Origin of the sequence: Clostridium estertheticum subsp. estertheticum, from assembly GCF_001877035.1 — a bacterium.
Taxonomy (GTDB): domain Bacteria; phylum Bacillota; class Clostridia; order Clostridiales; family Clostridiaceae; genus Clostridium_AD; species Clostridium_AD estertheticum.
The window spans coordinates 3,000,409-3,025,107 of record NZ_CP015756.1; the positions used below are offsets into that span (position 1 = coordinate 3,000,409).

A 24,699-nucleotide genomic window follows, 5' to 3' on the forward strand; every position below is an offset into this window, starting at 1 on the left:
CTATTGTGGTGGTCCACATTTACTACATGGACTATAACTTTTTTTAGCTTCTTCTAAAGTAACTTGTGTAGCATTGTTAGGGTTCATCTTACCACAATTATTTATTGAGTGATATTTACTCCCTGTTGCAGATAACCAAACCATTGTGCCGCTATTGCTTTGTTTTGGAGCTACCTCTTGAGTTACTTTAGGTGCGGCTACTTTTGGTGTAGCTGCTTTAACACTATTCATATTTGAACTTTTGGTAGTGGTAGTTGTCTTAGCAGCTACCTTTTCTTTAGCACCATTATAGCTGCCTGGTTTTACATTGAAACTAATATCTTTACCATTTGATGTAGCAATAACAGTACCATTTTCATCTGTTCTGTAAACCGATATATTTTTATTTTTAAATTTATCCATTGTTGATTGTACAGGATGACCATAATCATTTCCTTTTCCAACACTTATTACTGCATACTTAGGATTGACGGCATCTAAGAATTTTTGTGTAGTAGAAGAATTACTTCCATGATGGCCAACTTTTAACACATCTGCCTTAAGATCGTAACCTTTTGCTAACATCTCATTTTCTGATACGTCTTCTGCATCTCCAGTAAATAAGAATGAATTACCTCCAAACGTCACTTTAATAACTATAGAATCATTATTAGTGTCTTTATATCCACTTCCATTAGGAGCTAATATGGTGCATGTAGCTTCACCTAGTTTAAAACTTTCTCCTGGAGTCGGTGCTGAAACTTTCATACCCTTACTCTTAATAGCATTAACTACATCTGTAAAAGTTTTAGTAGTAGAAGTAGCTTTTGGCATGTAGATTTTGCCTATTTTAAAGCTATTTATTACATAATCAAGTCCGCCAATATGATCTTCATGCGGATGTGTTCCTACTAAAAAATCTAAATTAGTAATCCCTTGATCAGTTATGTATTTTTTAACTGTTTGTGAATCGGCATTGTTACCAGCATCTATTAACATAGAGCTTGAACCTTGTTGTATTAAAATGCTATCTGCTTGTCCTACATTAATATAGTGTACTTTTAGTTCACCAGAGACTGCTACTTTAGATGTTTCGGTTTTAGTAGTATTTACAGCTGCAACTTTAGCATCAGTTTTTACTTTTGCCTCATTCGTACTGCACCCAGTAGCCATACTTACAACCATTGCAATAGCAATTAGCCAAGTCCACCCCTTTTTATAAGATTTATTCATAGATTTAATTTCCAAAATTATGCCCCCTTATATTCTTTTTTTCTTTTATATAGTACCATATTAGTTATAATCATACAATTTTAGCATTGCCTTTAAAAAAGTAAATTAAATTAAAAAAGTCATGAATTGCCGTTTGCCAACCCATAGCTTTTCTATACTACCTTAGAAATTCTCAAATACATTCATAATGCCTTTGACCTGTACTTAACTTTATTACCAATCTTAAAACTTAACCAACTTTGTTATGATTAATTTAAATTATATTACTAAAATTAGTACTTAGCGAATCATACCTAGCTTTATTTAGTTTGTTTACAGGTTTGTATTTATCAGGAATATTTTCATCAATCAGTAAATTTTTATTTTCTTTACCTTTATATATCTTAGGTCTGTTAAAGCATTTAGGATAAAGATTCGGATCCTTTATATACTTATATGCTCTTGCGTCACCTGAGCATATAAGCTTAGTCTTTGAAACTATAGTTAATGCTATTAAATGAGGATCATCAAAATCCCTATGTACCAATTGCTTTTTTAAATTTATTTCTATCTGATCTACTTCTGCGTCATCCACATGTATAATTTTGTTACAAGAGGCCAAAAGCGTAAATAACTTCAAATACCTTTTTGCTTTTTTCAATTCAGTCCTATATGTATTTCCACCAATAACCGCTTTCCCGCTACCTTTCGTTATCCAATCTAATACTGGTTTAAAATCTTCATGTTCTGCCGATGAACAATTAAATACTGATGCAAATACGTTTGTGTCAATTATTATACACATATCATTATATTCCCAACAGATTTATTTCTTCTGTTATAAAAAAGTCTCTAAAAGCATCTGGTTGATTGTCAGAATAATTACCATTTTCATCAATATCTATATTATAAACATTATTACCAGCGTCAGTTCTTTCAAAGAATAAAACTTGTGAATCATTATTTTTATTATGCATTTTTGTACAAATTCTAAACCTATCAATTATGAAATCACTGTGAGTTTCTACAATAAATGTCCTATTTTCCGACCACATATTATATATAAATTCACCAAATGCAGCTTGTGCTCTTGGATGCAAATGCACTTCTGGCTGTTGTATAATTTGTAACTCGTATTCATCATTTAAAGCCGAAACAATAATAGGTAATATCTGTGATACCCCATAACCTACATTGGCAATCTTATACGATTTATTGTTAAAACAAATATTGACCTCAAAAGGAGATATTTTCCCTCTTGAATAACTTTTTATCTCTAGTGAATCAAATAATCCACTTTCTTTACCAAATCTGTTTATAGACTCTATTATTGCTGGCTCACTCCATTTATCCGCGTTATTCTTAGATAATATTTTTTTTAAAAAATATGGCATTAGTTCACTTCTATCATTACGCCTATTAAGACTACTATAACTATCATAAATGTATTTAGCCTTTGCACGAATCGGCCCTATCCATTCCACTGATTTTGAGGAATGCGTTAAATAATCAAAATCAAATACTTCACCTTTATTTTTCTTAGTTTCACTAATACGTCTATTAATATCTTGCTTAATTTTTCTAACAATAAAAAACAAACCATTCCTATCAATTCCTTCTAGTTCATTGGTTATATAGCTGCGCTTTCCTTGTAAATAATAGTTATCAGCCCATTTTCTTAAAAAATTAATATCTATATTTTTTTCTGTGATTTTACTATACTTATATTTTAAGGAATTATTATAAAAGGTAATTTCCATATCGATATTATCTTTAAGTATATGTATTGACTTAATTGTGGGTATACCCTCAATGTTAATAAACGTAAACAATGTTGACTCTTGGTCTACACTTTCTTCTTTAACAACTAATTGATCTTGATCTCGATCACCCTTTTTAATTATTTCATTCAAAATACCCACGGTAAATGATTTTTTACCCTTTGTTACTATTTCATCAAAGAATCTAACATTTATTTCATCTAGTCTAAAGTCAAAACTATATTCAAAATGAGCACTTTTCAATAGGTAAATTAATGATAAAATTGATGTTTTTCCAGTGCTGTTTTCACCTACTAAAAAATTTACTTGTTTTAATGGAATAAATGCTTTAGTAAAATTACGATAATTATCTACATATAATATTTTCATGACTTATAATACCAACCTTTCAAAAATTATTAACATTATTTATTTTATTTCGACACATATTGTATTTTAACCTTTTTTTTTGCAAATAAATATTGTTGTTAATAATTTCTCTCTATTTTTTTAAAAAATCACTTTTCTAATTATCCTATGCGCCAACAAATTTATCTACTTCTCTTTTATAATAACTTTGAAATTTAAAAAATAAAAAAGACCTCAAGGATTTCTCCCTGAGGTTTAGCTAGATTGTTCTTCTTTTATTTTGTTCTTCTTATTTTTTAATGTTTCCAAATCTTCTTTAAAGAATAAGCTTTCTCTACTTAATACTTTAATGGGTATTATCTTGCCCTTAGATACTAACTGAGATAGATACTGTCTTGAACAATCTAATAATTCTCTAGCCTCAGGAGTTGTTAACACCTCTGAGGCTAGGAACTTAATTAATTCGTCCTTTGTTTCAAATTCATATTTCATAATATTACCTCTTTCTTTTTAACAATTCATCTTTTTCAGCTTGAAGCTTTTTCTTAGTTATTTTTAACAATAAATTCCTAATCCATAAAATACAAATTACACCTAGTAATAAAACTAAAATACTGTATATTATTTTCATATTTATTGTGATATATTATTAGGTAAAGAGGAGAGAGGTTAATCACCTCTCAACTTTTTAATTTCTAGCCTTAGCTTTTCAATTTCTAACTTCGTTTTTCTGTTCATGCAGTTCAGTTGGCGTATTGTTAGTATTGAGATTACTAAGGCTATCATTTTACCTAAATTATCTATCACTTTCTCACCTCCTCTTTAATATAATTATACCACTTCGCTTGTCATGTGTCAACTAAATGTTCATAAATAATAGCAATATTAAAAATATATTTCACAAAAAAATAAAAGCCTAGAACCAGTATTTCTACTGAGTCTAGGCTTTAAATTATTGTGCTACTTGTACAGCTCCTTGTATGGTCGCTATAGTCTGTTTAAGTTGTACATTTTCGACCTGTAATTGACTTGCTCGTACTTGAACTTTCTGTAACTGTGCTTGTTTTTCCACTTCGGTTAAATCTTTATGTCCAAGTGCAAGCGTTTCTGCTTCTATAGTCCCATTTATAATAGTATCTATCTCCTCAGTTGGTTCTATATTCAGCAATTTTAGTGCAGCATATATAATTTCTTTGGATTTAGCATTTCTTTCATCTTTACCTAATTTACTATTAATACATAGCTGTTCTGCTTGATGGACCCCTACATGAACATATTTTTCTACTACTTTTAATATATCAAAAGCAGGATTAACTGGCATAATTTTATCTGCGACTGCAATAACTGCACCCGCTCCATTTAGTGCCACGTCCACCTTTTGTAATACTTCATCTACTTTTACATCTTTTCTCTTAATTAACGGAAATAAAACTAACATTGTTGCTACTACCCCTAAAGTTACCCCTAAAACTGTGCCTACATTTAATAAATTTTGCATTTTTACATTCCTCCAAGAATTTATTTTTATAATGAAAAAAAGATATCTACAAGATAGATACCTAATTGATTATTTTATATAGTCTGCAGATACATATCCACCATGATCTCCATAGAATGTTGAGTACCAATTGCCTCTTTTACAATCAATTTTAACTTTTTCGCCTTTAGTTAATTGCCCAATAATTTTGCTATTAACATTTGGTGATTCTCGAACATTCAATGTAGTTGCTGTTACAGTCCCTAACGTTGGAGTTGAAGTAATAGTAGTGCTTTTTATTGGAGTAATAACTTCTACGCAATTAGCCTTACTGATTTCTCCTATCGTTAATACCCACCAAACGGAATCAGAATCTATCGCTGTTAGTAAATCTCCCACCTTGAATTTTTTTACTAGTGCTCCAGTTATCGGATTGATGCATAATGCATTAGATTTTATTACTTTTAACACTTTACGAAATTTGATTGTAGGAGTTGGAGTAGATAACCTAGCTTTAAATTGATTCCACTTAGCCCAGTTATTATCGCTAAATGATTCCGGGCAACATTTATGTGAACAATCATAATGCCTCACCACATTGCTTATACCAATATCTAATTGTTTCATTAAGTAATTTGTTAATTCTAATGTGTTTTGTATAGTTTTCTCTGAAGGTTGTCCATTACTTTCTAAACACATTTCTATTGAGACGGAATTTCCATTAGTTTTACCAAATGCTCCATGTCCGTCGCCAATAGCCCAACTGTAATTATTGATATAGTCTATTATCTGAATTATGTTATTTGAGTCCACAAAGAAATCAGCTGAAGCTCCTCTATTTCCTCCTGAAAAGTAATCTCTATTATTCTGTGCTGTAGAACCTGTTTCTCCTACATCGTGTATAACAATAAATTTAATTGATTCATTTCTATTCGAAAAATTATAATTGATAAGTAACTTTTGAATATTTAACATTTTTATCATCTCTCCTATTTAAATATATTTTGTTGAACTGCATAAAAAAGAAGCCTTAAAAAGACTCATCTTGAAAAAATCATAGTTTTGATAAATTATTTTTTAAGTATTATAATTTGTTATTATTAATTCTTTATATTTACCCCTAGCTTTTTTGTCTTTTGAAACTGAATAATTAACCTCCACTTCCTTAAAATTAAAGCCTTCATACCATTCTCTAACCTTTTCATGATCATTAATCGTTAGAAGAAATTTTCCTTGTAAATTCTTGAGCATATTTCTTAATATAAGATGTTCTTTTTCTCCAAAAGTATTTCCATATCCAGCAGTTTCCCAATATGGAGGGTCACAAAAGAAAAAAGTGTTAGGTCTATCATACTTTTCAATGATTTTTTCGAAGCTCAAGTTTTCGACATAAGTATTTCTAAGTCTTTCTTTTAAGCTTTGTAATGCATCTTTATAAAATATTTGTGGTGATGGTCTTGTAGTAGTTCCATAACCATAGTGACCCCCTTTTCCTGCAAAACTTTGGCTTGTTAAATACAAATACCTCGTAGCTCTATGAATTTCCGTTAGGTGCTCGATAGTAGCATTTTTATATTCATCAAAAATATTTCTACCTGAGAAATCATATTCAAGTATTCTTTCTATCTCTGGAGCATGATATTTAATCATTCTGAATAAATTTATCAATTCTTTATCTATATCATTAATAACCTCAACTTTTGAAGACTCTTTGCCAAAATAAACCCATCCAGCTCCAAAGAATAACTCGGCATAACATGTATGTTCAGGTATCATCTCTATAATTGTTTTTCTTAACTTTGATTTTCCACCCATTCTTGTAATAGGTGGTTTTAGCATAGTTTCCATCTGTTTATCTATTTTTTTCATACGTATATATCCCCTTTTCATTCGTTTTTTCTAAAAAGCAATAAAAAAAGGCCTATAAAAAGCCTAAATCTACTGCTTAATTTTTATTTACTTGGAATCAATAGTGTCCTGATCCTTAATTTCTTTTTTATTTCCTTCCTGTAATTGGATAAGAGCATCTTTTAGTTTTTTAGGTATAGGTACGTTTAATCGTGCTGCGTTTTCTAAAATACTTATTCCTTCCATACCAATGTAAAAGTATATTACTAAAGTTCGGAATACCCAACCTTGACCTAGTAATCTATCTAACATTACTGCTAATGTAAGTATAATCAATATAGTGAATTTCTTTTTAAGCCCCTTAAAGCCTATATCAGAACTTAATTTGTTTTCCTTTTTGCCACATAATATCCCCATTATGTAATCTGCAATCATACAGTAAAACAAAGCTTGTAGTCCTATTTCCCATGAGCCAAACAACCATGTAAAAAGTCCAGCTGATGCAGTTCCAATAACTGCGGTTTTGCCTGTAAAGTAGTCTTGGCAGTACTCAATAAAGTGTTTCATTTACGCCCCCTTATAAAAATAAACAAAATAAAAAGACTATTTCTAGTCCCACATCTCACTTACTTTATAAATTATTTTTCTTTACACATGAATATTTTGCATTTAGAAATATCTAATAATTGGCTACCAAAATTATTCAAGGCAGCTAAATCTTCAAATCCTTCTTTCATAACCAAATCACCTACTGGAGGAATTTTACCTAAATTAGTCAACAAACCATTACTTACTTTATATACATTATTGTCTTTATCTTGTATAAGATATTTCGTTTCAGTTGCAAGTGTAATCATAGTTAATTCATTTATATACATGGCACCATTATAACTTGATGATTTTGATGTTGGTAGGATAGCGTAATATAAATATGGATTAATATTATTTAAATCAATCGTCATTGTACCAATTTTTTCTTTCCAATTAGCCACTGATATATAAGGTTGTGTGTCTAATATTACCCATGTTACACCATCATTGCTAGCTTTAAATAACCATGACTGTGGAGAATAATTATATGAAGTTGCTACTACTTTATATTGACATATAACTATCGGAGCATTAAACTTATATCCTATATATCCAAAATTGGAATTTTCTCCAAATCTAGCATCTGATGATGTTGATAGATTTTTATCAAACATAGAATAAAATTTAGCATTGCTAGGGCTTAATATTCCATTATCTCCAACTCCGTTCTTTAATAGCGGTATTGCATCCACCTTTTTCAAAATATCATCTCCCTAAGAATTTAATAATTTATTTTAACATCTCCACTAAAATATATTTTCACTTGCAATAATGTATTAGATGCATATACAACATCATACTCATTTTCTTTTGCTTGTATCCATTGTCCTTGACTATCATATTGTATTGTAAGTTCATCATAACTCTCATTATAATCAATATCATCTTGTTGTAAGAGATAAGCAAATCTTATCTTTTTAGCAGTATTTATATCATTCCAATGTTCGCCTACACTATTAAATGTATCTATATTCATTCCATATGTCTTTACATTATCCAATGATAGATTAATATCTTTCCATGTCCCTCCATACCAAGTTGCCCACGTTTCCCCACAATCCGAACTTAATATGATTTTCCCGTTTTTACCAAAGGATTTTAATTGGAATTTATCTATATGCTGAACACTTGATAAATTCATATCTCCTATAGGAATCATTAATCTATCACTTGGGATAGATTTAATTGACACATACTTATCCACCCCTTTATCTATTTGAACTATTTCTTTAATAGCCTTAAAGTCACTGAAATCAAGTTCTACAGAGTAGATATCATATTTTTCTGAAACCTCTTCAACTTTCATTTTATATTCGTAATTATTATTTAGATGGACTGTTCCATCAAAAACTAGTTTATTATCTAGTACAAAATCATTTGATTCCCCATTATTAAAACTATTTTCTGTTTTTATAACATTTTGGTCTCCGAGTTGAAATCTAAGAACATTTACCCTAGGTACTTTAAAATCTATAGTATTAATAGGAATATCTACTACCTTAGGCACTGTAGGGCTTCCTATTACACTCATTTTGGATATTTGTTTTAAACTTAATCCCGATTCGTCACCAATTTGCCTTAAATCAATAGTTGTAAACCTATTTGTATCTCCAGAAAAAACCACAATTTGTTTATCTTTTTTATTTACTACATCCACATCTGACAATTCTTCAAATTTAGTAATTCTTTTATCTATAATTTCCCTAAGTATCTTTTCACTTGACCATCCTATTTTACTAGAAACTATACTGTCATCAAGCAGTACATCATCAAGAGTTACATTAAAAAACTCACTCATGTTCTCACCTCCTACTCATTTACAATTAGCTGAAAATCTCTAACATTAAAACTATGATTATCAGCATTTTTAATTATCCTTACAAATATTTCTTTTTGAGTTCCTTGTGCTATATCTAATGCAATATTGTCTGTATAGGTTACATTATCCAGGGATAATTGAATTAGGTCATTACCGTTTGATTGAGTGCCTATATTTATATTCATATAATCTTTATTCCCTATGTTTTTAATAGTGATAAGTTCCTCCAAGTCCTGTAACAATGCTGAATCAATATTATTTATCACATTGCCAAGATATATGATTTCAAAATTGTAAGGACTTAAAACATAAGCATCTCCATAGCCAAGCTCCAATAATTCAGACTTATAATATTCTTTATTATCTAAGTCTTTAAATATAAAATATCCTTGAATTTTAGCATCTAGGAACACCTTGCATTCCATCTCAGCATTGAATTTTCTAGTGACGACTATTTCATCTTTTGAATTGTAAAACTCAACTATGAAGCCCTCTGGTGCATTTTGTAGGGTAACATATGGACTAGCATATACTTTATAATTATTTAATATAAAATCATCTGTGTTAGATTTCGTAAATCCTTGTTTTGTAAGTGAATCTGAGAACTCCATGCCTCCAATATTTATATAGGCATCTCCATCTTTGCTACTATAAGCTTGTATATAATTATCTTGCTTTAATATCTTCCAAAACTTATTTTGTGTATCTGCTTTTGTATCTTTAATTCCGAAGCTATAATCCTTATTACCTAAATAAATCATAGAATAATCGTCTATATCCATAGTTTTAAAATTCTCTTTTTCTAACTCTATAACAAACTCTTTATACTCAAATTTTCTTTCTATTTTGTTATTTGAGATTAGCTTCAATTTGCCTGAGGAAATATCTCTAGTTATATTTGCACTCCCAGCAAAATCAGAAAAAGAAGAAGCTAAGAAATAGTTCTCAGCTTCCAACAATCCATTTTTAACTTTTATAAGTTTCATTTAAATCACCTCTAAACCCTAGGTTGCATCATGTAATCATATGGTACGAACTCAATTATTTGCACATTTTTAGTTCCTGAGCCTTTCGCTATTAGCGTATGTGCCTCTTCTAAAGCGTCTGCGTAACAATTAGTTGCATAAGACATTTTTTCTACTCCTAGATTGTCAGATTCATGCCCAAATGGTAGCTGTGTTAAAGTTTTGTCTTTTAATATACCCCACATGTTTTGTCTGGGTTTTTTAAAATCTATTGTGCTTTCTATCATATTTTTTACCTCCCTAAAATATTTTTCTTTTCAAAACTTTGCGTTTCTATTATATAATTTCTTTTGCCTTTTAATTTATCTGTAGCCTTCATTAAATCACCATTTGTGGCCATTCTGTTAAAAGTTCTTTCTATATCCATAGCCTTTACATTTCCCCATATTGGAACTAAGTTGAAATGATGATACTTCATATAATCTATTAAATTTGCCATCAATATGCCTATAGATTGCAGTCCATTTTCAATATTTAAGAAATATACCTTTTCGGCTTCCCACCTAATCCATCTATATGCTCTTAAATAATCAGTATTAGGACTGGAAGTATCTAAAGTGTACCAATCATAAATCAATTCCATTAATAATTGTATAGCTTCTTTGCCGGTTATACTTAGCCATCCTTGTGTGTTCTTGTGCCATACCATTGTCAATATATTTATTAAATCCAACATTATTTCTATCGATACCGAACAAGGTGGGATATTATAATCTATTCCCCAATTCTCGCCCCATTCTATGGGGTGATTATTGTATCTTAAATATTCAAAGTCGGTATTTTCCAAAAGATCTTTCATTCTTGCATAGTCCTTATTAGGTACAACTAATCTATCTATTGGAGAGGTAGGATATAACCACCACCACCTTTTAGTTACCTCAATAAATTTATTATTGTGAGGTAAAAATATTTCTTTTTCAATTGTATTTAAATTTTTATTATAATCTTTGAAAATTTCTATTATACTTGTATTTAATAAATCTTTTTCTATTTGTTTATAAATATTTATTAAAGGATCATTACTTAAATATTTTTCATTATTTTTAAATATGTTAGTTATATATTCTCTATCAAAATATTTTTCACTGCTTTTAAACATAGTTGTTATAGCTTCTCTGTCTAAATACTTTTCTTTATCTTTAAATATAAAGTTTAATCCAATTCTATAAAAATATTTTTCATTATCTTTAAATATTTCTTTGTTTGCTATTCTGTATAATCCATCTTTAGCTCTATATTTTTCTATATTTTTCAATGCTGCATTATACATTAATATTGTTTTACAATCTTTAGATATTTCTTTAATACCTATCGGATTTAATTTATATATGTTTTTGTCTACATATATAGTTGTTACAATATCTCTATTTAGCATTATTAGATTGTTGGTAATATCTGTTTCTTTTAGACTGCTTCTATCTATAAACCTATATTTATTTTTATCTATGCCCTTAGTTCCATACCTTTCAACAAATTTTAATTTATTTGTATCAATTTCCTTGGAATGAATCTTTTCAAGATAATTCATTACATGTTTTTCTATGCCTATATTTTTCTGTAGTTCTAAACCCTGTTCAACTCCACATTTAGACAGTTCTTTTTTGACTTCTAAATGTGTAAATATACTTTCAAATTTATTTAATTGTAGAAGTTCATTGGATAAACCCATGACTTTACCATTTTTATTTAATTGCGGTAGTTCTATATTCAATAGATTTTTATTGCTTTCTATATATACTACATCATTATCTTTTATTTCCTGTATTTCTTTACCTTTACTTTTATTTATTTCTCTATCTTGTAGTGTTAATTCTTTCCCAATTTCTCTTATTATAGCAGAATCTTCTTTATATAAATGTTTGGTATTTTCTTTTTTTATATTTGCAAATCCTTTATACAAATGTTTATTTTCTTTAACCTTTTCTATTTCAATTATTGCTTCTTTATAAAACATTTTTTCTTTTGTTTTTAATATATTTTCTTCAGTGTCATATTTAAAAGTGGCACTGGAAAGGGTATCCCTTGCATATTTGAAGTTACACAAGGGGATTGTATGCAAGGGCATTTAAATCACCTCTACTCTACTGTTTTAGGGCATCTAATAGCTATACAGTAATTAATATTTGCACTATTATTTAAAAAATTATATGGTGCAGTAATCTTGAACTTCTTGTAATATTCTTCATCAGTAGTATCCTTTTTGTAAGCTAATTTATCCATATCGTGAATTGCACTAGCATCACCAGCTAAAATATTAATCATTTTACCCCTTTCCATGTCTACTGGATGAACCAATGTAATATCACTAAATTGGTGCTTTTTGTGATTCCATCTACTGCCTTCTATATTGCATTTATCCATGAAGGGGTTTGTAGCGTAAAATGCCGGATAATGTGGTTGATAAGGCATACCTATTTTATTTGCTATCATACAAAAGTCTGTTATTCCAGTTGCAGTTCTTTCGCCGTAGGGACTTGCATAACTAGGTTCTATGTCTGAACTTGTTGTTATACCGAAATTGTACATATCGTCCGTAGTAGCTGAATCTTCCACTGGCTTTAACGCACCTATATATGCATGACCTGTTAACCAGTTTTCGTAGGGTTCAACATCTGCTGAAGGGTCTCCTCTTAATACAATATTAATTGCATCTTTAGTCTGATTGATAAAATATTCAACTGGTAGAAAATCCTTAATCCCTGATTGCACTTTTCTGTACCAGGCAAGTCTGTAATTATATTCTTTTTGTATTGCTAACGATATGTCTAAATCAGTTCCAGCACTATTTAATGCTCCTGATATTTGTAACACTATATTATTCAGTGAATTACTTTTAGTCATAGCGCTAACATACGCATTATAAGCATCACTATTCCCATTTACAGCTCCTATCCCAGCCATCATATTTAAAACTTCTGCATCTGTTCTAGTTCCAACCGACCCCATCCCAATACTGTAAGTATGTAAATTTTTAAAATTAATTAATGCCTGCTTTTCCTCCTTCGTTAAATCTGACTTTAATCTATCCATTTTTAAATAAAATTGTTTTCCGTAACTCGTAGAAGCTTTCAAAATACACATATCTTTGCTACTTCCAACCGTAAATTTTGTATCAACTTTATCAGTTACACTTGCATCTGTTATAAGATCTATTTCACTAGAAGCACCTGAGACCCCTACTAAATCAATTGTTGCTGGATATATTAAATCCCATTTATATATATCTGCATTTTGTGTTATTTCAGTTACTAAACTTTTAACTAAATTTTTAACACTTGTATTTCCTTCTACATAATAAAATTTTTCTGTAATTGTCATACTGTAACCCTCCTATTTTTTAATTGTTTCTCCATCCAATGAATAATTCTCCCATTCATCACCATCGCGTATATATTTCCGCTCGCAATTTTGTATAGGAATAATTTCTAATGTATCCATATTTATTTGGCACACTCCTCTAGTTCCTTCGCCATTATATTTTGTAAAATCGACATTATATGTTTGTAATAATATTTTTTTAGTTCCATGTTTAGTTTTTAAATATATATCTACAGTAGCCGGGACTCGTTCTAGTGCTGGACTGTATTGGATCACATCAATATATATCTGAAGTATTCTGTTTTCGTATCCATGAACATATAGGGTAGATTCCATTACTGTTGCACCATCTGCACTTGGATTATGATACCCATCTGTATAAAATATAGACTCTTCACTTAGGGCATCGTCAGGTGTAGGCAATTGATACGGGCCATAATTTAAATAACTATAATTATCTAAAAATTCATCTTTTACAAACTGATGTGCGTTCATTGCGCCGATGAAATAACTTCTGTTCCCGCCATTGGCGTCAAAATGAGGGAAATATCCCAAAAGACACATAAAAGTTCTGCCATCAATTTCCCTAGAGCCATAAGGGCCACCACTACTATATTGAGGTATTCCCGGTTGATCATTTTCAAAACGCAATTTTATTTCCAAGTCTGTTTTTTCGACTAAATATTCTAAATCGAGCATTACGTGTCTACTGTTGCCACTATTATTGTTTATCTTAAATAATATTGGATCAAGCGAATTTACCAGTTTATAGCTTGGGTTAAAATATACATGTTCCCCTATTTCCTTTAATCCTTTATTAGATATTAACTTTTGATTATTTACTGTTAAGTCAAAATTATCATTCTTTTTCCAACCATCTTGATATATATGTAACCCTGTTAAATATATATCTTTAATAAATTTAAATTCCTCTGTGGTTCCCATTTTCAAAGGTGGCAAATCTAATACTCTTGATGATATTTTTTGGATCCTACCAAACATAAAACTTATAAGCTTATTTACCTTTATTAATAATTCTTTGTATTTTTCAGCTGGTAATATTTTTTCTATCTCTTCTAATAATTTGTTTATATCATTTAATTTGGATGGTGGATAATATAAAGATTCCAACTCCGAGTTTACTAATTTAATTATTTTCGTTTTAAAATCATCTGAAAATTCCTCAAAGTTTAATACATATTTTACTGTATCCATCTTGCTATCCCCTTTTATTTACCTATAGTGGAATAAAATCTGCAGTTACAAAAGTGGACTCCAAGCCAATCCATTCGCCATCAGGATTGGTTGCACCTGCAGAAGCAATATATTTAGTACTGTACTTAAACATTTTCGACCTAAACATAACAATTTTGCTCGTGGCATCTACCCATAAATCACCTTCCACAAATTTTGCTGGGACATAATCAACAAGTTGAATACTAAAATTTGACGGGTTAAAATTAATAGGTTTTGCAAATGTCCACACAACATCATAAAGGATTTCTAAAGAAATATCACCATTTGAATTAACAAATTTCTCGGTGACTATTTGAACAGGACCAGTTTCGGGCTTCGGTTGAGGTGTCTCAGTGTATCCTTCCAGCATCTCAAAATCCACCCATATAACTTTACTTGTACCACTATCATTATGATGAATAAATTTTAATGATTCGCCCGCTCTTATTGCTAGAAATACATTAAAATATTTATGTTCTCCATATTCCTTAGTTCTCACCTTATCAAATAAAACAGAATTTCCATAGAATAAATCCCAGTTATCTTTAAAATTCCAGGTCGATTGAGAATAGGTAATACCTGTAATTCTGCCATTTTTACGTGGCTTAAATTCAATCACATAATCCCCAATCGTGGCTGGGATTTCTATCATTTCTCCGTACATATGTTGTGCTCCACTATCGTCTCCTGTTAATAAACCCGTTAACTTAACACCTAGATCATTTAACGCTTTTATTAAATTGCCATAATCTATGCCTTGTATTTTATCTCTAATTTCAGCTAATAATTTTTCCATATCCGCAGTAGAAAAGGTTATATCTCCAACGTCTACTTTTATCCCATTTTCTAAATAGCCCTTTATGGCATCTACTAATTCATCAAAATTGACTACATAACTTGGTAATCCCATGACGTCCACCTGCTTTATACATATTTTATTGTTTCTACCCCGTTATCTGTATTCTTAAACAACTCTATTGTCTTAAAACTCTTATCAGGATATATTGTTTTTATTTGAAATACTTCGCCCTCTGTATTTCTTATTAATTCCTCTGACCATTCTGAGGCTGTACCTTCTGAATAGATTACGCTAATTACTTTTTTAGCTTCATTTCTGACAAGTCGGCAAGGATATTCAGGTAATTCTACTTTAGATTTACTGGCATCATCTTCAACAGTTATTTTTGTATTTTTTTTTCTGTCATAACTTTTTATAATATATTCAATTGGTTCTCTAAAGTTTATAGTTGCCATATCCTTCCCCCCCTAATCTTTAATAATATAATTACCACCTACTGCTAATGGTTCTATCCATTTATCTCCAACTACTACTTCTATTTCCAATGTATCTTGCCAAATGCCGTCTTGAATGCTTGTGTTTATGCCATTCACGATTGCCCAGCCTTGCACCTTGTTTTGATTCATAAAGATTCTTGTCATATCCCCAACGTCTCTATCTAAACTACCATCTATAGTTGTTAAACTGAATTTTTTTGCATGTCTTAGTTTATCCCTAAAATACCTTCGTGCTACATTTCTTTTTTTTTCTAAAGTGTTAGCCAGGTCTTCATCAATTACATCTAAATATATTTCATTATTCATGTGATCTACAAGATAAGGGCATACAAACGCCTGTACATCACTATCGTTTGCTTTGACAATCACTTTATTTCTTATATCATTTTCATTTCTGCTATACTCGCCAGTACTAATGAAATCCATACTTTCGAGTTTATATTTTATTATTGGAGTACCATCATAATTTTTAAATGCTTTTACAATATCCACGCTACCGTCCCTGTTGCAATTAAACCGCGCATACATAACATTAAAAAATTTATCTAACACATCTACATACGTATTGTTATATTCTACTTTTATTTTTTTTACATCATAGTCGACTACTTCGTCCGAAAATCTAACATCACTTATACCAGCATTTTTAAATAAATGTATTATTACTTGTTTTGCGGTAGTATTTTCATAAATTAATGATGGTGTAGCATCAATAGTTCTAAATATTTTATATAACATGTCCTCTGCTCTAAAGTAATAAGTGTTATTATCTTCATCATATTTATATTCTTTAAGTACACCAATAAAGGCTATTTCATCATCTATATACACTTTAACTTGATTATGATTATCATAAAACCCTAGTCCAGTAAAGTTTACTATATCAGTTAAATTCTTATCTCTAGCGGTATTATCTATAAGACAACTACAAGTACCTAATTCAAAAATTCTCCTGCTAATATTAATATTCATTATTTCATCATTTCTCAATATCCTTGGGGTTGCATAATACCCACCTGTTATTGTTTTTTCATATAATTCTATTCTAATTTCCATTTGTATCGCATCCCGTCACATCATGTCCACATAGCATTTCTAAAGCTATGTAATAAATATCTCCCTCAATCGGCGAATCTATTTCATAATTTCCCACGAGTTTACCTTTATAAAGCGTATTTAGTTCATCTTTAAAATAAAAATATTCATTGTATTTACTTCTAAATTCTTTAAAATTATTAATATCTTCTACTGTATTTATATCAAATACAATAGAAAATTTAATTTGTGTATCTGCCTTTATGCCCTCTTGAAAATGTGTGTAACCCAGTAATACCTTATTACCTTTATTGTTAAGTACAGGGCAAGGAGGCTTATAATTGGCTATTGCCCCTAATACTTCTGTACCTTTTGTTTTATCTGTATTGCTAAAATACATTTTTGGCTCGTTGTATACCAATTAGTCCACCTCCTAAAAACTTTTAATTGCATCATTCATAAACATTTCAACCATGCTATTTTTCATAGCAGTTTTAGCCATACCATTTAGTTCATTTGTTAACTGTCCTGTACCTTTCACACCTGTATCTGCAACAGTAACATACATTTTTATGTTTGGACTATAATTGAGTTTTTTGGTGCTTTCATTACTATTATTACTTACATTGCCAATTCCACCAATACCATCTCTACCACCGCTAGTTGGACCATGTAAAGCGGTGTTATTAAGTCCAGAAAAATCAGGCCTTATATTTCCCAAACCTTTTATTTTATTTCCTAGTCCTTTGAATTTAGCGGTTATAGCACCGTCTTGCTTATCCAAACCACCAACAAGACCCTCTCCTATAAATCCACCGTAAGAATCAAAAACTACTGAAGGTGAGTTTATTCCTAATATCTTTTTAAATGTATTTTTGATTCCATTTGCCATTTTCCCTACAAAATCTGTTACTTTTTTAAAGCCTTTTCCAAGTCCTCCTAAGAGTCCATCACAAATCCAATCGCCTACCTTGCCCATGAATTTCCCAAGTTCAGAAAATCCATATTTCCAGCCTTCAATTGATGTTTTGAATGTATGACTTATCTTATTACATATGTTACTTAAACTTTTAGATAGAGACCCCCAATGCTTTGATATTAGTAGTGGGATCCCTATAATTGCTACAAACGCGGCTAATGTTTCCACCCCCCATTTTTTGAAGAAGCTACTAATCTTCCCAAGAGTTTTAGTGAAAAATGCCGACAACCCATCCCAGTGCTTTCTTACTTCATATACTATAAATCCTAATCCTGCTATTATTCCCACTGCGATTAAAACGGGCGGACTTAGTAATGCGGGCAACATAGTAAATACTCTTGCTGCACTTGATATCCCACTAAAAACACTCATTACTGTTCTAGTGCTAGTTATAAGCTTAGCAAAAACTAGCATAATTGGACCGATTGCCGCCACCAATACCGCACTTTTAACTATGAATGTTTGTACAGGCTTGGGTAATGCACTAAATTTATTAGTTAAATCTGCTATAAACCCCGCTATTTTTTTAATAGAAGGGGCCAACACATCTCCAATTCTTATAGCTGCTGTTTCTAAACTACCCTTCATGGCTTCAATACTACCTTTTAAGTTGTCTTGCATAGTATCAGCCATTTTTTTACTAGCGCCATCGCAATTTTTAAGGCTACTTGATAATTGATTAAATTTTTGAGGGCCTTGGTCTACTAACGTAAGCATTCCTGACATTGCTTCTTTTCCAAAAAGTGTTTCCATAGTTGATGCTTTTTGCTGACTTGTAAGTCCTTTAGTTTTGTCTTTTAATTGTTGTATTACTTGTCCTAAAGGTAACATTTTGCCATGTGCATCAAAGAAATTCATTCCTAGTTTTTTCATTTCTTTGCTTGATTTAGTTGTTGGAGCTGCTAAACTGGTTAATGCTCCTCTAAGCGTAGTTCCCGCTTGGCTTCCCTTTATACCCGCGTTAGAAAGAAGTCCTATTGCTGCACTAGTATCTTCTAAACTTATGCCCAGTGATTTTGCTACTGGTGCTATATATTTCATTGCCTCGCCTGTATCTGTAATTCCCGCATTAGTATCACCTGCAACTTTTGCAAGTACATCCGCAACATGTGAAGTTTTATCGGCTTCAAGCCCAAATCCTCGAAGAGAACTACTAGCAATATCGGCAGCGGTTGCAATATCAACTCCACCTGCAGCTGCTAAAGATAACATTCCTGGCATGGCAGTCATTATTTCAGTATTTTTAAATCCTGCTGATGCTAAATTCTCCATTCCATTCGCGGCTTCACTAGCACTAAAATTCGTGTCCGCGCCTAGCTTAATCGCCTGTTCTCTTAATTTATTAAAGTCTTCCCCTGTTGCTCCACTAATTGCCTTAACCTTCGACATTTGAGCTTCAAAATCCATACTAGCTTTGCTTGCTGCTACACCTATGCCGACAAGCGGTGCGGTTACTCCCAGTGCCATACCTTTTCCTACACTTGTCATTGCATTCCCCAATGATTGCACTCCGCCACCACTCGCAAAGCTTCGCATTTCTGCTCCAGCACTAGCTAACCCATTGCGGAAGGGGCTTCTATCTAGTGTTAAGTAGGCAACTGCTGATCCAACATTTACCCCCATGTATTTTCACCTCCCATTTTAGAGGAATAAAAAAGGAACATATCTCTATGCTCCATAAATTTTCTTATACATGCCTGAAATTTCTAAATTTCTTTCGTGCAATTTGTTCTGTAAATTTATTAATTCTTTAAGATCTTTATTGTTTGCTGACACTTTAGTAGCTTTTTTACGAATATTATCTATTTCAATTAAATTGTTATTAAATTCTTTATCCTTATATACAACTATAAATTTATGCTTGCATTTAGGACATTTAAAATAGGTTCTTTCAACTTCTTCACCTACTTTTTCTGTTTTTAATATGCTAGGTTTTAATTTAAATTTATGTTTGCATTCATCACAATCCACTATCTGATGTTTAACAGTCGCCATTGTATCACCTCATTTTAGAATAGCACTTTAGTTAATCTCTTTAGAATGTTTCTTCATCCATTCAATTGTATTTTTATTATCATCATTTTCTTCATGATTTTTAGATTCTTCCCAATTAGGAGTTTTAGGTTTCTCTTGACTTAGTTCATTTAAAATATAAGTACAAGCTTCATCAAAACAAAAAGCTTCATAATCGTTTTTAAGCCCTATGATACTACTCGGTGACTCGTAATATTGCTTTGCCATTATCAGTATCGACATTATTCTCTGACTCTTCACGAAACGGTTCTATTTCCTTTATACCTTCTTGTGTATAATTAAAAATCGCAACTATCTGCTCATCTGTAAGTTCTAATCCTACACTATCTAAATCTTTAATAGAAGGCTCTACTAGTGCAATTTCAGCCAGTATAAACATTACCTTAGTCATTTCTTTTAAATCTACACTCTTACTCGATTTCTTACCGTAGAATAGCTCCTCTGCTGCACTCAATAAAGTATTAGGTATTACGCCCTTGCTTATTAAATTCAAAAGAGACACTCTCTTAACTTTCACGTTAAAGGGTATATCTTTCTTAAATCTTGGCAATTCCAATATATCCGCTTCAGCCATTTTTTTTAATTGTTCTAGATTCGTTACTTCCATTTTCTCACTCCTATATTTTTGTTTTATTATCGAAACAAATTTAGCAGTTGGTCTGCCATTTTCCAATGCCCACTGTTCATTATCCATAATATTTTCTCCCAGACCTATTTCTACATAGTTGTAAATTCTACTAAAATAGCAGTAGTTGTACCACTTGCATCCAATAGATTAACTGCCTTAGCTTCAGCTATATAAACTACACCTTTTTCAACGCTAGTCGGTATAAATGTAACTATTTTTTTAGTAGAATCAATAGTTACATTGCCAGTTACTACAGTACTATCAGATTTCTTTTTAACTACAAAATTACCCGCAGTTACATCATCTTGATTTATAGCTTTTACAAATGTCCATTTTACATTAGAAGTAACAGTAACTCCGACATCTGAATTACTTTGGGTTACTGTTCCGCCAACTACGGCCATGTCTCCTGTACCTGTTGGAGTCACTGGAACAGTATCGCCCGTAGGTAACTGCTTAAGAAACTTTATGTAAACAGGTTTCTCACCCTTTTTAGGTCTGCTATGAGATTCAAATTCAGGTACAAAAAACTTACCATCTTCAAACTTGAACTCTACTGGTTTACCCTTGTTGTGTTTAAAAGCAAACTGCACATACTGTAAAGTTTCACTGTCATAGTCCTTTTCTTCGCTGTACAGATTCAAAGTGAATGGATGCCTTTCTATAACTTTCCCAACTTCTGGGCCCTCATAGCCGTCTGATGTAATTATGCCACCATCAATGATTGCCATAAGTTCTGTTGGAAATGTATTGTTTGTAAGCTTTATGTCATATCCAATACAAATATCCTCCGTACGGTTCATAGCAATTATCCTGTTTTTCACTCTTAAAATATCTTCCTTACCTGCAGACAAATCAGGTTTAACATCCGCTTTGTCTGCTGTGTCGAAAATATAAGTTTTTTGTGTAACTTCGTCTATGATTTCACCTAATACAATATTTGCAATAGGCATACCTTCAAGTTCTGTCATCTTATCTCCTCCTCAATGTTTTTAATGCTTGATATTCTATAGATGATGTATATCCCTCAACTTCATCATCTATGATGCTTGGTGTCTCTACTCCAGTAGGTCTGAGTTCCTTCATTTCCTTTAGAGCTTGTTTAATATTTTCTGCATAAAATTCCATATCGGAATAATTGGTTAGAGGGCAATATAAGATAATATCAAATAACTTATATCCAACTTGGTTACCGTCTTGTCCATGTATTCCGTTTTCTTTTATTACCACGTAAGCTGATTCACATTTATCTCTTTTTTGTCCTTGAGAATATACTTCATATCCTTTTTTCTCTAAATGAAGAAATATCTTCTGCCACAAAGTTTGTGGTACCGCATTTTCTATATCTTCCTGATCCAGTTCTTTACCTACAATTTTATAATTAAAGGTAGCCACTATTGCATCACCTCAATAAATTATTTAGGCCTCTTAAAATTTCTGGTGAAAGCTTGTCTACAGTGGGTTTAAGCACTGCGTATTTTTTATCATTACAAAGTTCAAGATAAGGCGAATACACCATATTTCCACATACGTACACTCGACATTGGTCGCCTTGCCATTCCTTTCCGCCTTTAATGTTCTTGCGTGCTAACCCTGAACGATCTATCCATGTTGCACTTTTCTTAGCCTCTGCCTCGAGTTTTTTACCTGCTGTATCTGCATACAAGCCGATTGCAGCTTTGCTTTTTAATTCAAATACTGCTAACCCTTCTAATATACCTTTTATGTCTATACTAAACCCACTCATAATTTCAACTCCTATCTAACTGCATATCATAAATAATATTTTCTGCATTTCCAGTATCTATTATCTTGTATTTGGTTTCAGCTAATGTGAAATAATCATCTTGTTTAATCTTTTTAGATTCTTCATCATAGATAATTAGTACTCTTTCGCTATAGTTAGAATTTAAGGTAGCGCTCTCTGTTGCACTGATATTTATTCTAGTTTCTTTTCTATAATAAAACCCTTTTACAGTGCACACATATAAATCATTCAGCTTTTCCTTGTAGGCATTTTTCCCAATTCTCAATATTTTAATTTCTTTCAATAAACCCTTTTTGTCAAGTTGCTTATATAGTTTCTCACTTATTTTTGTTCTATTTATTCCTGCCATTACCAGCCATCAACTCTTTTCATACTGGTTATATATCCATTGCCGGGTTCAGCTGTAACGTTAAAAGTTTCCGCTAAAGTTAGCCAATATTCCCTATTAGAACTAAGCTTTATTCCAGCTACTTCAAGTTTATCATCTGCAGCTGCTTTTAATATACAACCCTGGTGACTAGCCTTTTTAATATCACCATCATTAGACTCTAATAATAATTCAAGTTCATCATCCTCAAAATACGGATATTCTCGTTCCTGAAGGTTAAATTTCAAGAAGTCTATTGGCAGCCTATCCATAATTATTCACCTTCTTTAGGTGAAAGTACATCCGCTCCTAGTTCTTCAGGGGCATCATTTAGGTCTTCTTTGAGTACCTCTTTCCCTGGCCCAATCAATCCTTTCTCTCCCATTTCTTCTAAATCATCTTCATTGACTTGGAATTCATCATCTATTTTGTAGCAGTTTTTATTGTATTTTAAATACACTAGAGCTTTAACGTTTATCATTTTAGCCTCTTCTATTTTTTTAGCCATTAAAATCAATCCTTTCTTTTCAAAATTAAAAGAGCAACCACATGGGATGCTCTAAATTATACTACTGTAGCAAAGAAACATTCATCTGCTCTTTCAAAACTTGGCATACCTAGCTGAGACACTTTAGTTTGTACTGTTACTGGATCTTGTTTTTTCATTGTCATAATGGCAATACCAGTCCTTACTACCTCACAATTAGTCCCTTCCCCAAACATTTTGTCGGCTTCCTCTGGAGTTGTTCCATAGTAAGTTTTGCCCAAATTGCCATCTGGAAGTAATGATACTTTATTGTCTTGAAAGTAAGGTTGCTCTGTTTCATCTTCTAACTTATATGATCCAGATACTATTGCCACTGATAAATCAACTTTATTTTTTAGATAACTCATTACCATTGCATCTGTCATTATTACTCTTCCATCTTTGTCTATGTCTAGTTTTATGGCTTTGTTAAGAGCAATATAACCAAAAGTTTTAGAAGACAATGTCATTCTAGTAGGGACTGAATAACCATCATCTCTTAATGTTTTTTTCCATCTTTCAATATCACCTACAATATCTGCATCAGGATTGTCCCATTTAGCAGTTCCAGTAAGGACTTCCTTGTGATTGCTAGGTACTCCAAAATCAAACACAACATCACCATCGTCACTAATTATGCTAATAGTACCATCTGTAATTAATTGCATCCTCATTCTTTCCATTTGCATATCTCCACCATCAACTAGCGCTAAATAGTTATCGTATATTTTTGATACTATCATGTCAATAATAGATTTATTCTGAGCTTGCATTGCAAGTAACAACTGTTGTCTATCAGCTTCATTGATAAGTACTGACTCCTTGAAAAATGGCATTTGTTTAGTAATTTCATCTACCTGTGCCTTTAATGCTCTAATCTTTACAGCTACATCAAAAGTACTTTGTTTAAGCACTACAGCTTTTTGTTTAGCCCCCTTAATATATTTCAGTTCCATCCCTAATTGCTTTGTGCGTGGGAATAAGCTTTCCCCTATAAGCATTTGTGTTGGCAGCTCTCTAATATAAGTTGCTATTTCTTTTACGTTTATAATGTCTCTCCAATCCATTGTAATTCCTCCTTTTTATTATAAAAATTTAATCATATTTAGTGCTGATTTAACTAGTTCAGTAGGTACTATTGGTAGTGCTGCTGTTTTAACAAATCCAAAAATAGTTACTGAAATGTTTTCAGTTCCATTTGATAATGTAAAATCAACATCTCTGTAAACTAACCCAAAGGCAGTCCCATCAGCTACGATTTTACCAGCCGTATCTACAATACTCCCAGCCTTTAATATTCTCTTACCAGTAACCTCTGCAACATCTGATTTATTTACTTTAACTGAAACGTTTTGGAATAGCTCCCCCGCAAATTGTAGAATAGTTTTATTTTCACCCATATAAGTTTGTTTAGTTTCTAACATTATTTTTC

The 24,699-nt window shown here is 31.5% G+C and carries 32 protein-coding genes; all 32 read right to left on the reverse strand.

Going from position 1 to position 24,699, the window contains the following annotated elements; all coding sequences use genetic code 11:
• Positions 1 to 1,227: a ComEC/Rec2 family competence protein gene (locus A7L45_RS13825; protein ID WP_236900448.1), complete on the reverse strand. Its 1,227-nt coding sequence runs from the start codon at positions 1,225 to 1,227 to the stop codon at positions 1 to 3.
• Between the two features lie 238 nt (positions 1,228 to 1,465).
• Positions 1,466 to 1,996, reverse strand: a complete 531-nt coding sequence (locus A7L45_RS13830; RefSeq protein WP_071613333.1) for a type II toxin-antitoxin system VapC family toxin — start codon at positions 1,994 to 1,996, stop codon at positions 1,466 to 1,468.
• A gap of 4 nt (positions 1,997 to 2,000) precedes the next feature.
• On the reverse strand, positions 2,001 to 3,341 hold the full coding sequence (locus A7L45_RS13835) for an AAA family ATPase (protein ID WP_071613334.1): 1,341 nt from the start codon (positions 3,339 to 3,341) through the stop codon (positions 2,001 to 2,003).
• A 234-nt stretch (positions 3,342 to 3,575) separates the two neighbouring features.
• Positions 3,576 to 3,812, reverse strand: coding sequence for a helix-turn-helix domain-containing protein (locus tag A7L45_RS13840; protein WP_071613335.1), 237 nt, complete (start codon positions 3,810 to 3,812; stop codon positions 3,576 to 3,578).
• A 177-nt stretch (positions 3,813 to 3,989) separates the two neighbouring features.
• Positions 3,990 to 4,127, reverse strand: coding sequence for a hypothetical protein (locus tag A7L45_RS23270; protein ID WP_169829599.1), 138 nt, complete (start codon positions 4,125 to 4,127; stop codon positions 3,990 to 3,992).
• A 145-nt stretch (positions 4,128 to 4,272) separates the two neighbouring features.
• Positions 4,273 to 4,818: a hypothetical protein gene (locus A7L45_RS13845; protein ID WP_071613336.1), complete on the reverse strand. Its 546-nt coding sequence runs from the start codon at positions 4,816 to 4,818 to the stop codon at positions 4,273 to 4,275.
• A 69-nt stretch (positions 4,819 to 4,887) separates the two neighbouring features.
• On the reverse strand, positions 4,888 to 5,772 hold the full coding sequence (locus A7L45_RS13850; RefSeq protein ID WP_071613337.1) for an N-acetylmuramoyl-L-alanine amidase: 885 nt from the start codon (positions 5,770 to 5,772) through the stop codon (positions 4,888 to 4,890).
• Positions 5,773 to 5,874: 102 nt separating this feature from the next.
• Positions 5,875 to 6,636: a DNA adenine methylase gene (locus A7L45_RS13855; RefSeq protein ID WP_071614981.1), complete on the reverse strand. Its 762-nt coding sequence runs from the start codon at positions 6,634 to 6,636 to the stop codon at positions 5,875 to 5,877.
• A gap of 117 nt (positions 6,637 to 6,753) precedes the next feature.
• Positions 6,754 to 7,212, reverse strand: coding sequence for a phage holin family protein (locus tag A7L45_RS13860; RefSeq protein WP_084647467.1), 459 nt, complete (start codon positions 7,210 to 7,212; stop codon positions 6,754 to 6,756).
• A 71-nt stretch (positions 7,213 to 7,283) separates the two neighbouring features.
• On the reverse strand, positions 7,284 to 7,937 hold the full coding sequence (locus tag A7L45_RS13865) for a hypothetical protein (protein WP_071613338.1): 654 nt from the start codon (positions 7,935 to 7,937) through the stop codon (positions 7,284 to 7,286).
• Between the two features lie 20 nt (positions 7,938 to 7,957).
• Positions 7,958 to 9,034, reverse strand: a complete 1,077-nt coding sequence (locus tag A7L45_RS13870) for a signal peptidase II (RefSeq protein ID WP_071613339.1) — start codon at positions 9,032 to 9,034, stop codon at positions 7,958 to 7,960.
• 11 nt (positions 9,035 to 9,045) lie between these two features.
• Entirely contained in the window at positions 9,046 to 10,041 is a 996-nt protein-coding gene (locus A7L45_RS13875) for a hypothetical protein (RefSeq protein WP_071613340.1), read from the reverse strand.
• Positions 10,042 to 10,052: 11 nt separating this feature from the next.
• Positions 10,053 to 10,307 carry a hypothetical protein gene (locus A7L45_RS13880; RefSeq protein ID WP_071613341.1) on the reverse strand — a complete coding sequence of 85 codons (255 nt, stop codon included), beginning with the start codon at positions 10,305 to 10,307 and terminating at the stop codon, positions 10,053 to 10,055.
• Positions 10,308 to 10,312: 5 nt separating this feature from the next.
• Positions 10,313 to 12,124 (reverse strand): nitroreductase family protein, encoded by a 1,812-nt coding sequence (locus A7L45_RS13885; RefSeq protein WP_236900449.1) that lies wholly within the window; start codon positions 12,122 to 12,124, stop codon positions 10,313 to 10,315.
• 32 nt (positions 12,125 to 12,156) lie between these two features.
• Positions 12,157 to 13,398: a hypothetical protein gene (locus tag A7L45_RS13890; protein ID WP_071613343.1), complete on the reverse strand. Its 1,242-nt coding sequence runs from the start codon at positions 13,396 to 13,398 to the stop codon at positions 12,157 to 12,159.
• A 12-nt stretch (positions 13,399 to 13,410) separates the two neighbouring features.
• Positions 13,411 to 14,613, reverse strand: coding sequence for a hypothetical protein (locus A7L45_RS13895; RefSeq protein WP_071613344.1), 1,203 nt, complete (start codon positions 14,611 to 14,613; stop codon positions 13,411 to 13,413).
• Positions 14,614 to 14,635: 22 nt separating this feature from the next.
• Entirely contained in the window at positions 14,636 to 15,544 is a 909-nt protein-coding gene (locus A7L45_RS23895) for a hypothetical protein (protein ID WP_071613345.1), read from the reverse strand.
• A 14-nt stretch (positions 15,545 to 15,558) separates the two neighbouring features.
• Positions 15,559 to 15,888 (reverse strand): hypothetical protein, encoded by a 330-nt coding sequence (locus A7L45_RS13905; protein ID WP_071613346.1) that lies wholly within the window; start codon positions 15,886 to 15,888, stop codon positions 15,559 to 15,561.
• Positions 15,889 to 15,900: 12 nt separating this feature from the next.
• Complete coding sequence (locus A7L45_RS13910) at positions 15,901 to 16,986, reverse strand: hypothetical protein (RefSeq protein WP_071613347.1); 1,086 nt, start codon at positions 16,984 to 16,986, stop codon at positions 15,901 to 15,903.
• The gene (locus tag A7L45_RS13915) at positions 16,976 to 17,386 is read right to left on the reverse strand and encodes a hypothetical protein (RefSeq protein WP_071613348.1); all 411 of its coding nucleotides are present in this window, start codon (positions 17,384 to 17,386) and stop codon (positions 16,976 to 16,978) included. The genes A7L45_RS13910 and A7L45_RS13915 overlap by 11 nt, the downstream gene beginning before the upstream one ends.
• Positions 17,387 to 17,398: 12 nt before the next feature.
• Positions 17,399 to 19,567, reverse strand: coding sequence for a phage tail tape measure protein (locus A7L45_RS13920; RefSeq protein WP_071613349.1), 2,169 nt, complete (start codon positions 19,565 to 19,567; stop codon positions 17,399 to 17,401).
• Positions 19,568 to 19,612: 45 nt separating this feature from the next.
• Entirely contained in the window at positions 19,613 to 19,939 is a 327-nt protein-coding gene (locus A7L45_RS13925) for a hypothetical protein (protein WP_071613350.1), read from the reverse strand.
• A 27-nt stretch (positions 19,940 to 19,966) separates the two neighbouring features.
• Positions 19,967 to 20,185, reverse strand: coding sequence for a hypothetical protein (locus A7L45_RS13930; protein ID WP_236900450.1), 219 nt, complete (start codon positions 20,183 to 20,185; stop codon positions 19,967 to 19,969).
• Positions 20,154 to 20,585, reverse strand: a complete 432-nt coding sequence (locus A7L45_RS13935; protein WP_071614983.1) for an esterase — start codon at positions 20,583 to 20,585, stop codon at positions 20,154 to 20,156. Before A7L45_RS13935 ends, A7L45_RS13930 begins: the two co-directional genes overlap by 32 nt.
• Positions 20,586 to 20,695: 110 nt before the next feature.
• Positions 20,696 to 21,577, reverse strand: coding sequence for an Ig-like domain-containing domain (locus A7L45_RS13940; protein WP_071613352.1), 882 nt, complete (start codon positions 21,575 to 21,577; stop codon positions 20,696 to 20,698).
• Position 21,578: 1 nt separating this feature from the next.
• Positions 21,579 to 22,001 carry a hypothetical protein gene (locus A7L45_RS13945; protein ID WP_071613353.1) on the reverse strand — a complete coding sequence of 141 codons (423 nt, stop codon included), beginning with the start codon at positions 21,999 to 22,001 and terminating at the stop codon, positions 21,579 to 21,581.
• Positions 22,002 to 22,008: 7 nt separating this feature from the next.
• Entirely contained in the window at positions 22,009 to 22,353 is a 345-nt protein-coding gene (locus A7L45_RS13950; RefSeq protein WP_071613354.1) for a hypothetical protein, read from the reverse strand.
• A gap of 4 nt (positions 22,354 to 22,357) precedes the next feature.
• Complete coding sequence (locus A7L45_RS13955) at positions 22,358 to 22,723, reverse strand: hypothetical protein (RefSeq protein WP_071613355.1); 366 nt, start codon at positions 22,721 to 22,723, stop codon at positions 22,358 to 22,360.
• Entirely contained in the window at positions 22,723 to 23,013 is a 291-nt protein-coding gene (locus A7L45_RS13960; RefSeq protein WP_071613356.1) for a hypothetical protein, read from the reverse strand. Before A7L45_RS13960 ends, A7L45_RS13955 begins: the two co-directional genes overlap by 1 nt.
• A 2-nt stretch (positions 23,014 to 23,015) precedes the next feature.
• Positions 23,016 to 23,249 (reverse strand): DUF7210 family protein, encoded by a 234-nt coding sequence (locus A7L45_RS13965; RefSeq protein WP_071613357.1) that lies wholly within the window; start codon positions 23,247 to 23,249, stop codon positions 23,016 to 23,018.
• 56 nt (positions 23,250 to 23,305) lie between these two features.
• Positions 23,306 to 24,334 (reverse strand): major capsid protein, encoded by a 1,029-nt coding sequence (locus A7L45_RS13970; RefSeq protein WP_071613358.1) that lies wholly within the window; start codon positions 24,332 to 24,334, stop codon positions 23,306 to 23,308.
• A gap of 18 nt (positions 24,335 to 24,352) precedes the next feature.
• Positions 24,353 to 24,691 carry a hypothetical protein gene (locus A7L45_RS13975; RefSeq protein ID WP_071613359.1) on the reverse strand — a complete coding sequence of 113 codons (339 nt, stop codon included), beginning with the start codon at positions 24,689 to 24,691 and terminating at the stop codon, positions 24,353 to 24,355.
• Positions 24,692 to 24,699: the final 8 nt, after the last annotated feature.

Bases quoted from the DNA above. Each gene is read 5' to 3' on its own strand.
- A7L45_RS13830 (WP_071613333.1), bottom strand. From the start codon at position 1,996: ATGTGTATAATAATTGACACAAACGTATTTGCATCAGTATTTAATTGT.
- A7L45_RS13835 (WP_071613334.1), bottom strand. From the start codon at position 3,341: ATGAAAATATTATATGTAGATAATTATCGTAATTTTACTAAAGCATTT.
- A7L45_RS13840 (WP_071613335.1), bottom strand. From the start codon at position 3,812: ATGAAATATGAATTTGAAACAAAGGACGAATTAATTAAGTTCCTAGCC.
- A7L45_RS13845 (WP_071613336.1), bottom strand. From the start codon at position 4,818: ATGCAAAATTTATTAAATGTAGGCACAGTTTTAGGGGTAACTTTAGGG.
- A7L45_RS13850 (WP_071613337.1), bottom strand. From the start codon at position 5,772: ATGTTAAATATTCAAAAGTTACTTATCAATTATAATTTTTCGAATAGA.
- A7L45_RS13855 (WP_071614981.1), bottom strand. From the start codon at position 6,636: ATGCTAAAACCACCTATTACAAGAATGGGTGGAAAATCAAAGTTAAGA.
- A7L45_RS13860 (WP_084647467.1), bottom strand. From the start codon at position 7,212: ATGAAACACTTTATTGAGTACTGCCAAGACTACTTTACAGGCAAAACC.
- A7L45_RS13870 (WP_071613339.1), bottom strand. From the start codon at position 9,034: ATGAGTGAGTTTTTTAATGTAACTCTTGATGATGTACTGCTTGATGAC.
- A7L45_RS13875 (WP_071613340.1), bottom strand. From the start codon at position 10,041: ATGAAACTTATAAAAGTTAAAAATGGATTGTTGGAAGCTGAGAACTAT.
- A7L45_RS13880 (WP_071613341.1), bottom strand. From the start codon at position 10,307: ATGATAGAAAGCACAATAGATTTTAAAAAACCCAGACAAAACATGTGG.
- A7L45_RS13890 (WP_071613343.1), bottom strand. From the start codon at position 13,398: ATGACAATTACAGAAAAATTTTATTATGTAGAAGGAAATACAAGTGTT.
- A7L45_RS13895 (WP_071613344.1), bottom strand. From the start codon at position 14,613: ATGGATACAGTAAAATATGTATTAAACTTTGAGGAATTTTCAGATGAT.
- A7L45_RS23895 (WP_071613345.1), bottom strand. From the start codon at position 15,544: ATGGGATTACCAAGTTATGTAGTCAATTTTGATGAATTAGTAGATGCC.
- A7L45_RS13905 (WP_071613346.1), bottom strand. From the start codon at position 15,888: ATGGCAACTATAAACTTTAGAGAACCAATTGAATATATTATAAAAAGT.
- A7L45_RS13910 (WP_071613347.1), bottom strand. From the start codon at position 16,986: ATGGAAATTAGAATAGAATTATATGAAAAAACAATAACAGGTGGGTAT.
- A7L45_RS13920 (WP_071613349.1), bottom strand. From the start codon at position 19,567: ATGGGGGTAAATGTTGGATCAGCAGTTGCCTACTTAACACTAGATAGA.
- A7L45_RS13925 (WP_071613350.1), bottom strand. From the start codon at position 19,939: ATGGCGACTGTTAAACATCAGATAGTGGATTGTGATGAATGCAAACAT.
- A7L45_RS13930 (WP_236900450.1), bottom strand. From the start codon at position 20,185: ATGGCAAAGCAATATTACGAGTCACCGAGTAGTATCATAGGGCTTAAA.
- A7L45_RS13935 (WP_071614983.1), bottom strand. From the start codon at position 20,585: ATGGAAGTAACGAATCTAGAACAATTAAAAAAAATGGCTGAAGCGGAT.
- A7L45_RS13940 (WP_071613352.1), bottom strand. From the start codon at position 21,577: ATGACAGAACTTGAAGGTATGCCTATTGCAAATATTGTATTAGGTGAA.
- A7L45_RS13950 (WP_071613354.1), bottom strand. From the start codon at position 22,353: ATGAGTGGGTTTAGTATAGACATAAAAGGTATATTAGAAGGGTTAGCA.
- A7L45_RS13955 (WP_071613355.1), bottom strand. From the start codon at position 22,723: ATGGCAGGAATAAATAGAACAAAAATAAGTGAGAAACTATATAAGCAA.
- A7L45_RS13960 (WP_071613356.1), bottom strand. From the start codon at position 23,013: ATGGATAGGCTGCCAATAGACTTCTTGAAATTTAACCTTCAGGAACGA.
- A7L45_RS13965 (WP_071613357.1), bottom strand. From the start codon at position 23,249: ATGGCTAAAAAAATAGAAGAGGCTAAAATGATAAACGTTAAAGCTCTA.
- A7L45_RS13970 (WP_071613358.1), bottom strand. From the start codon at position 24,334: ATGGATTGGAGAGACATTATAAACGTAAAAGAAATAGCAACTTATATT.
- A7L45_RS13975 (WP_071613359.1), bottom strand. From the start codon at position 24,691: ATGTTAGAAACTAAACAAACTTATATGGGTGAAAATAAAACTATTCTA.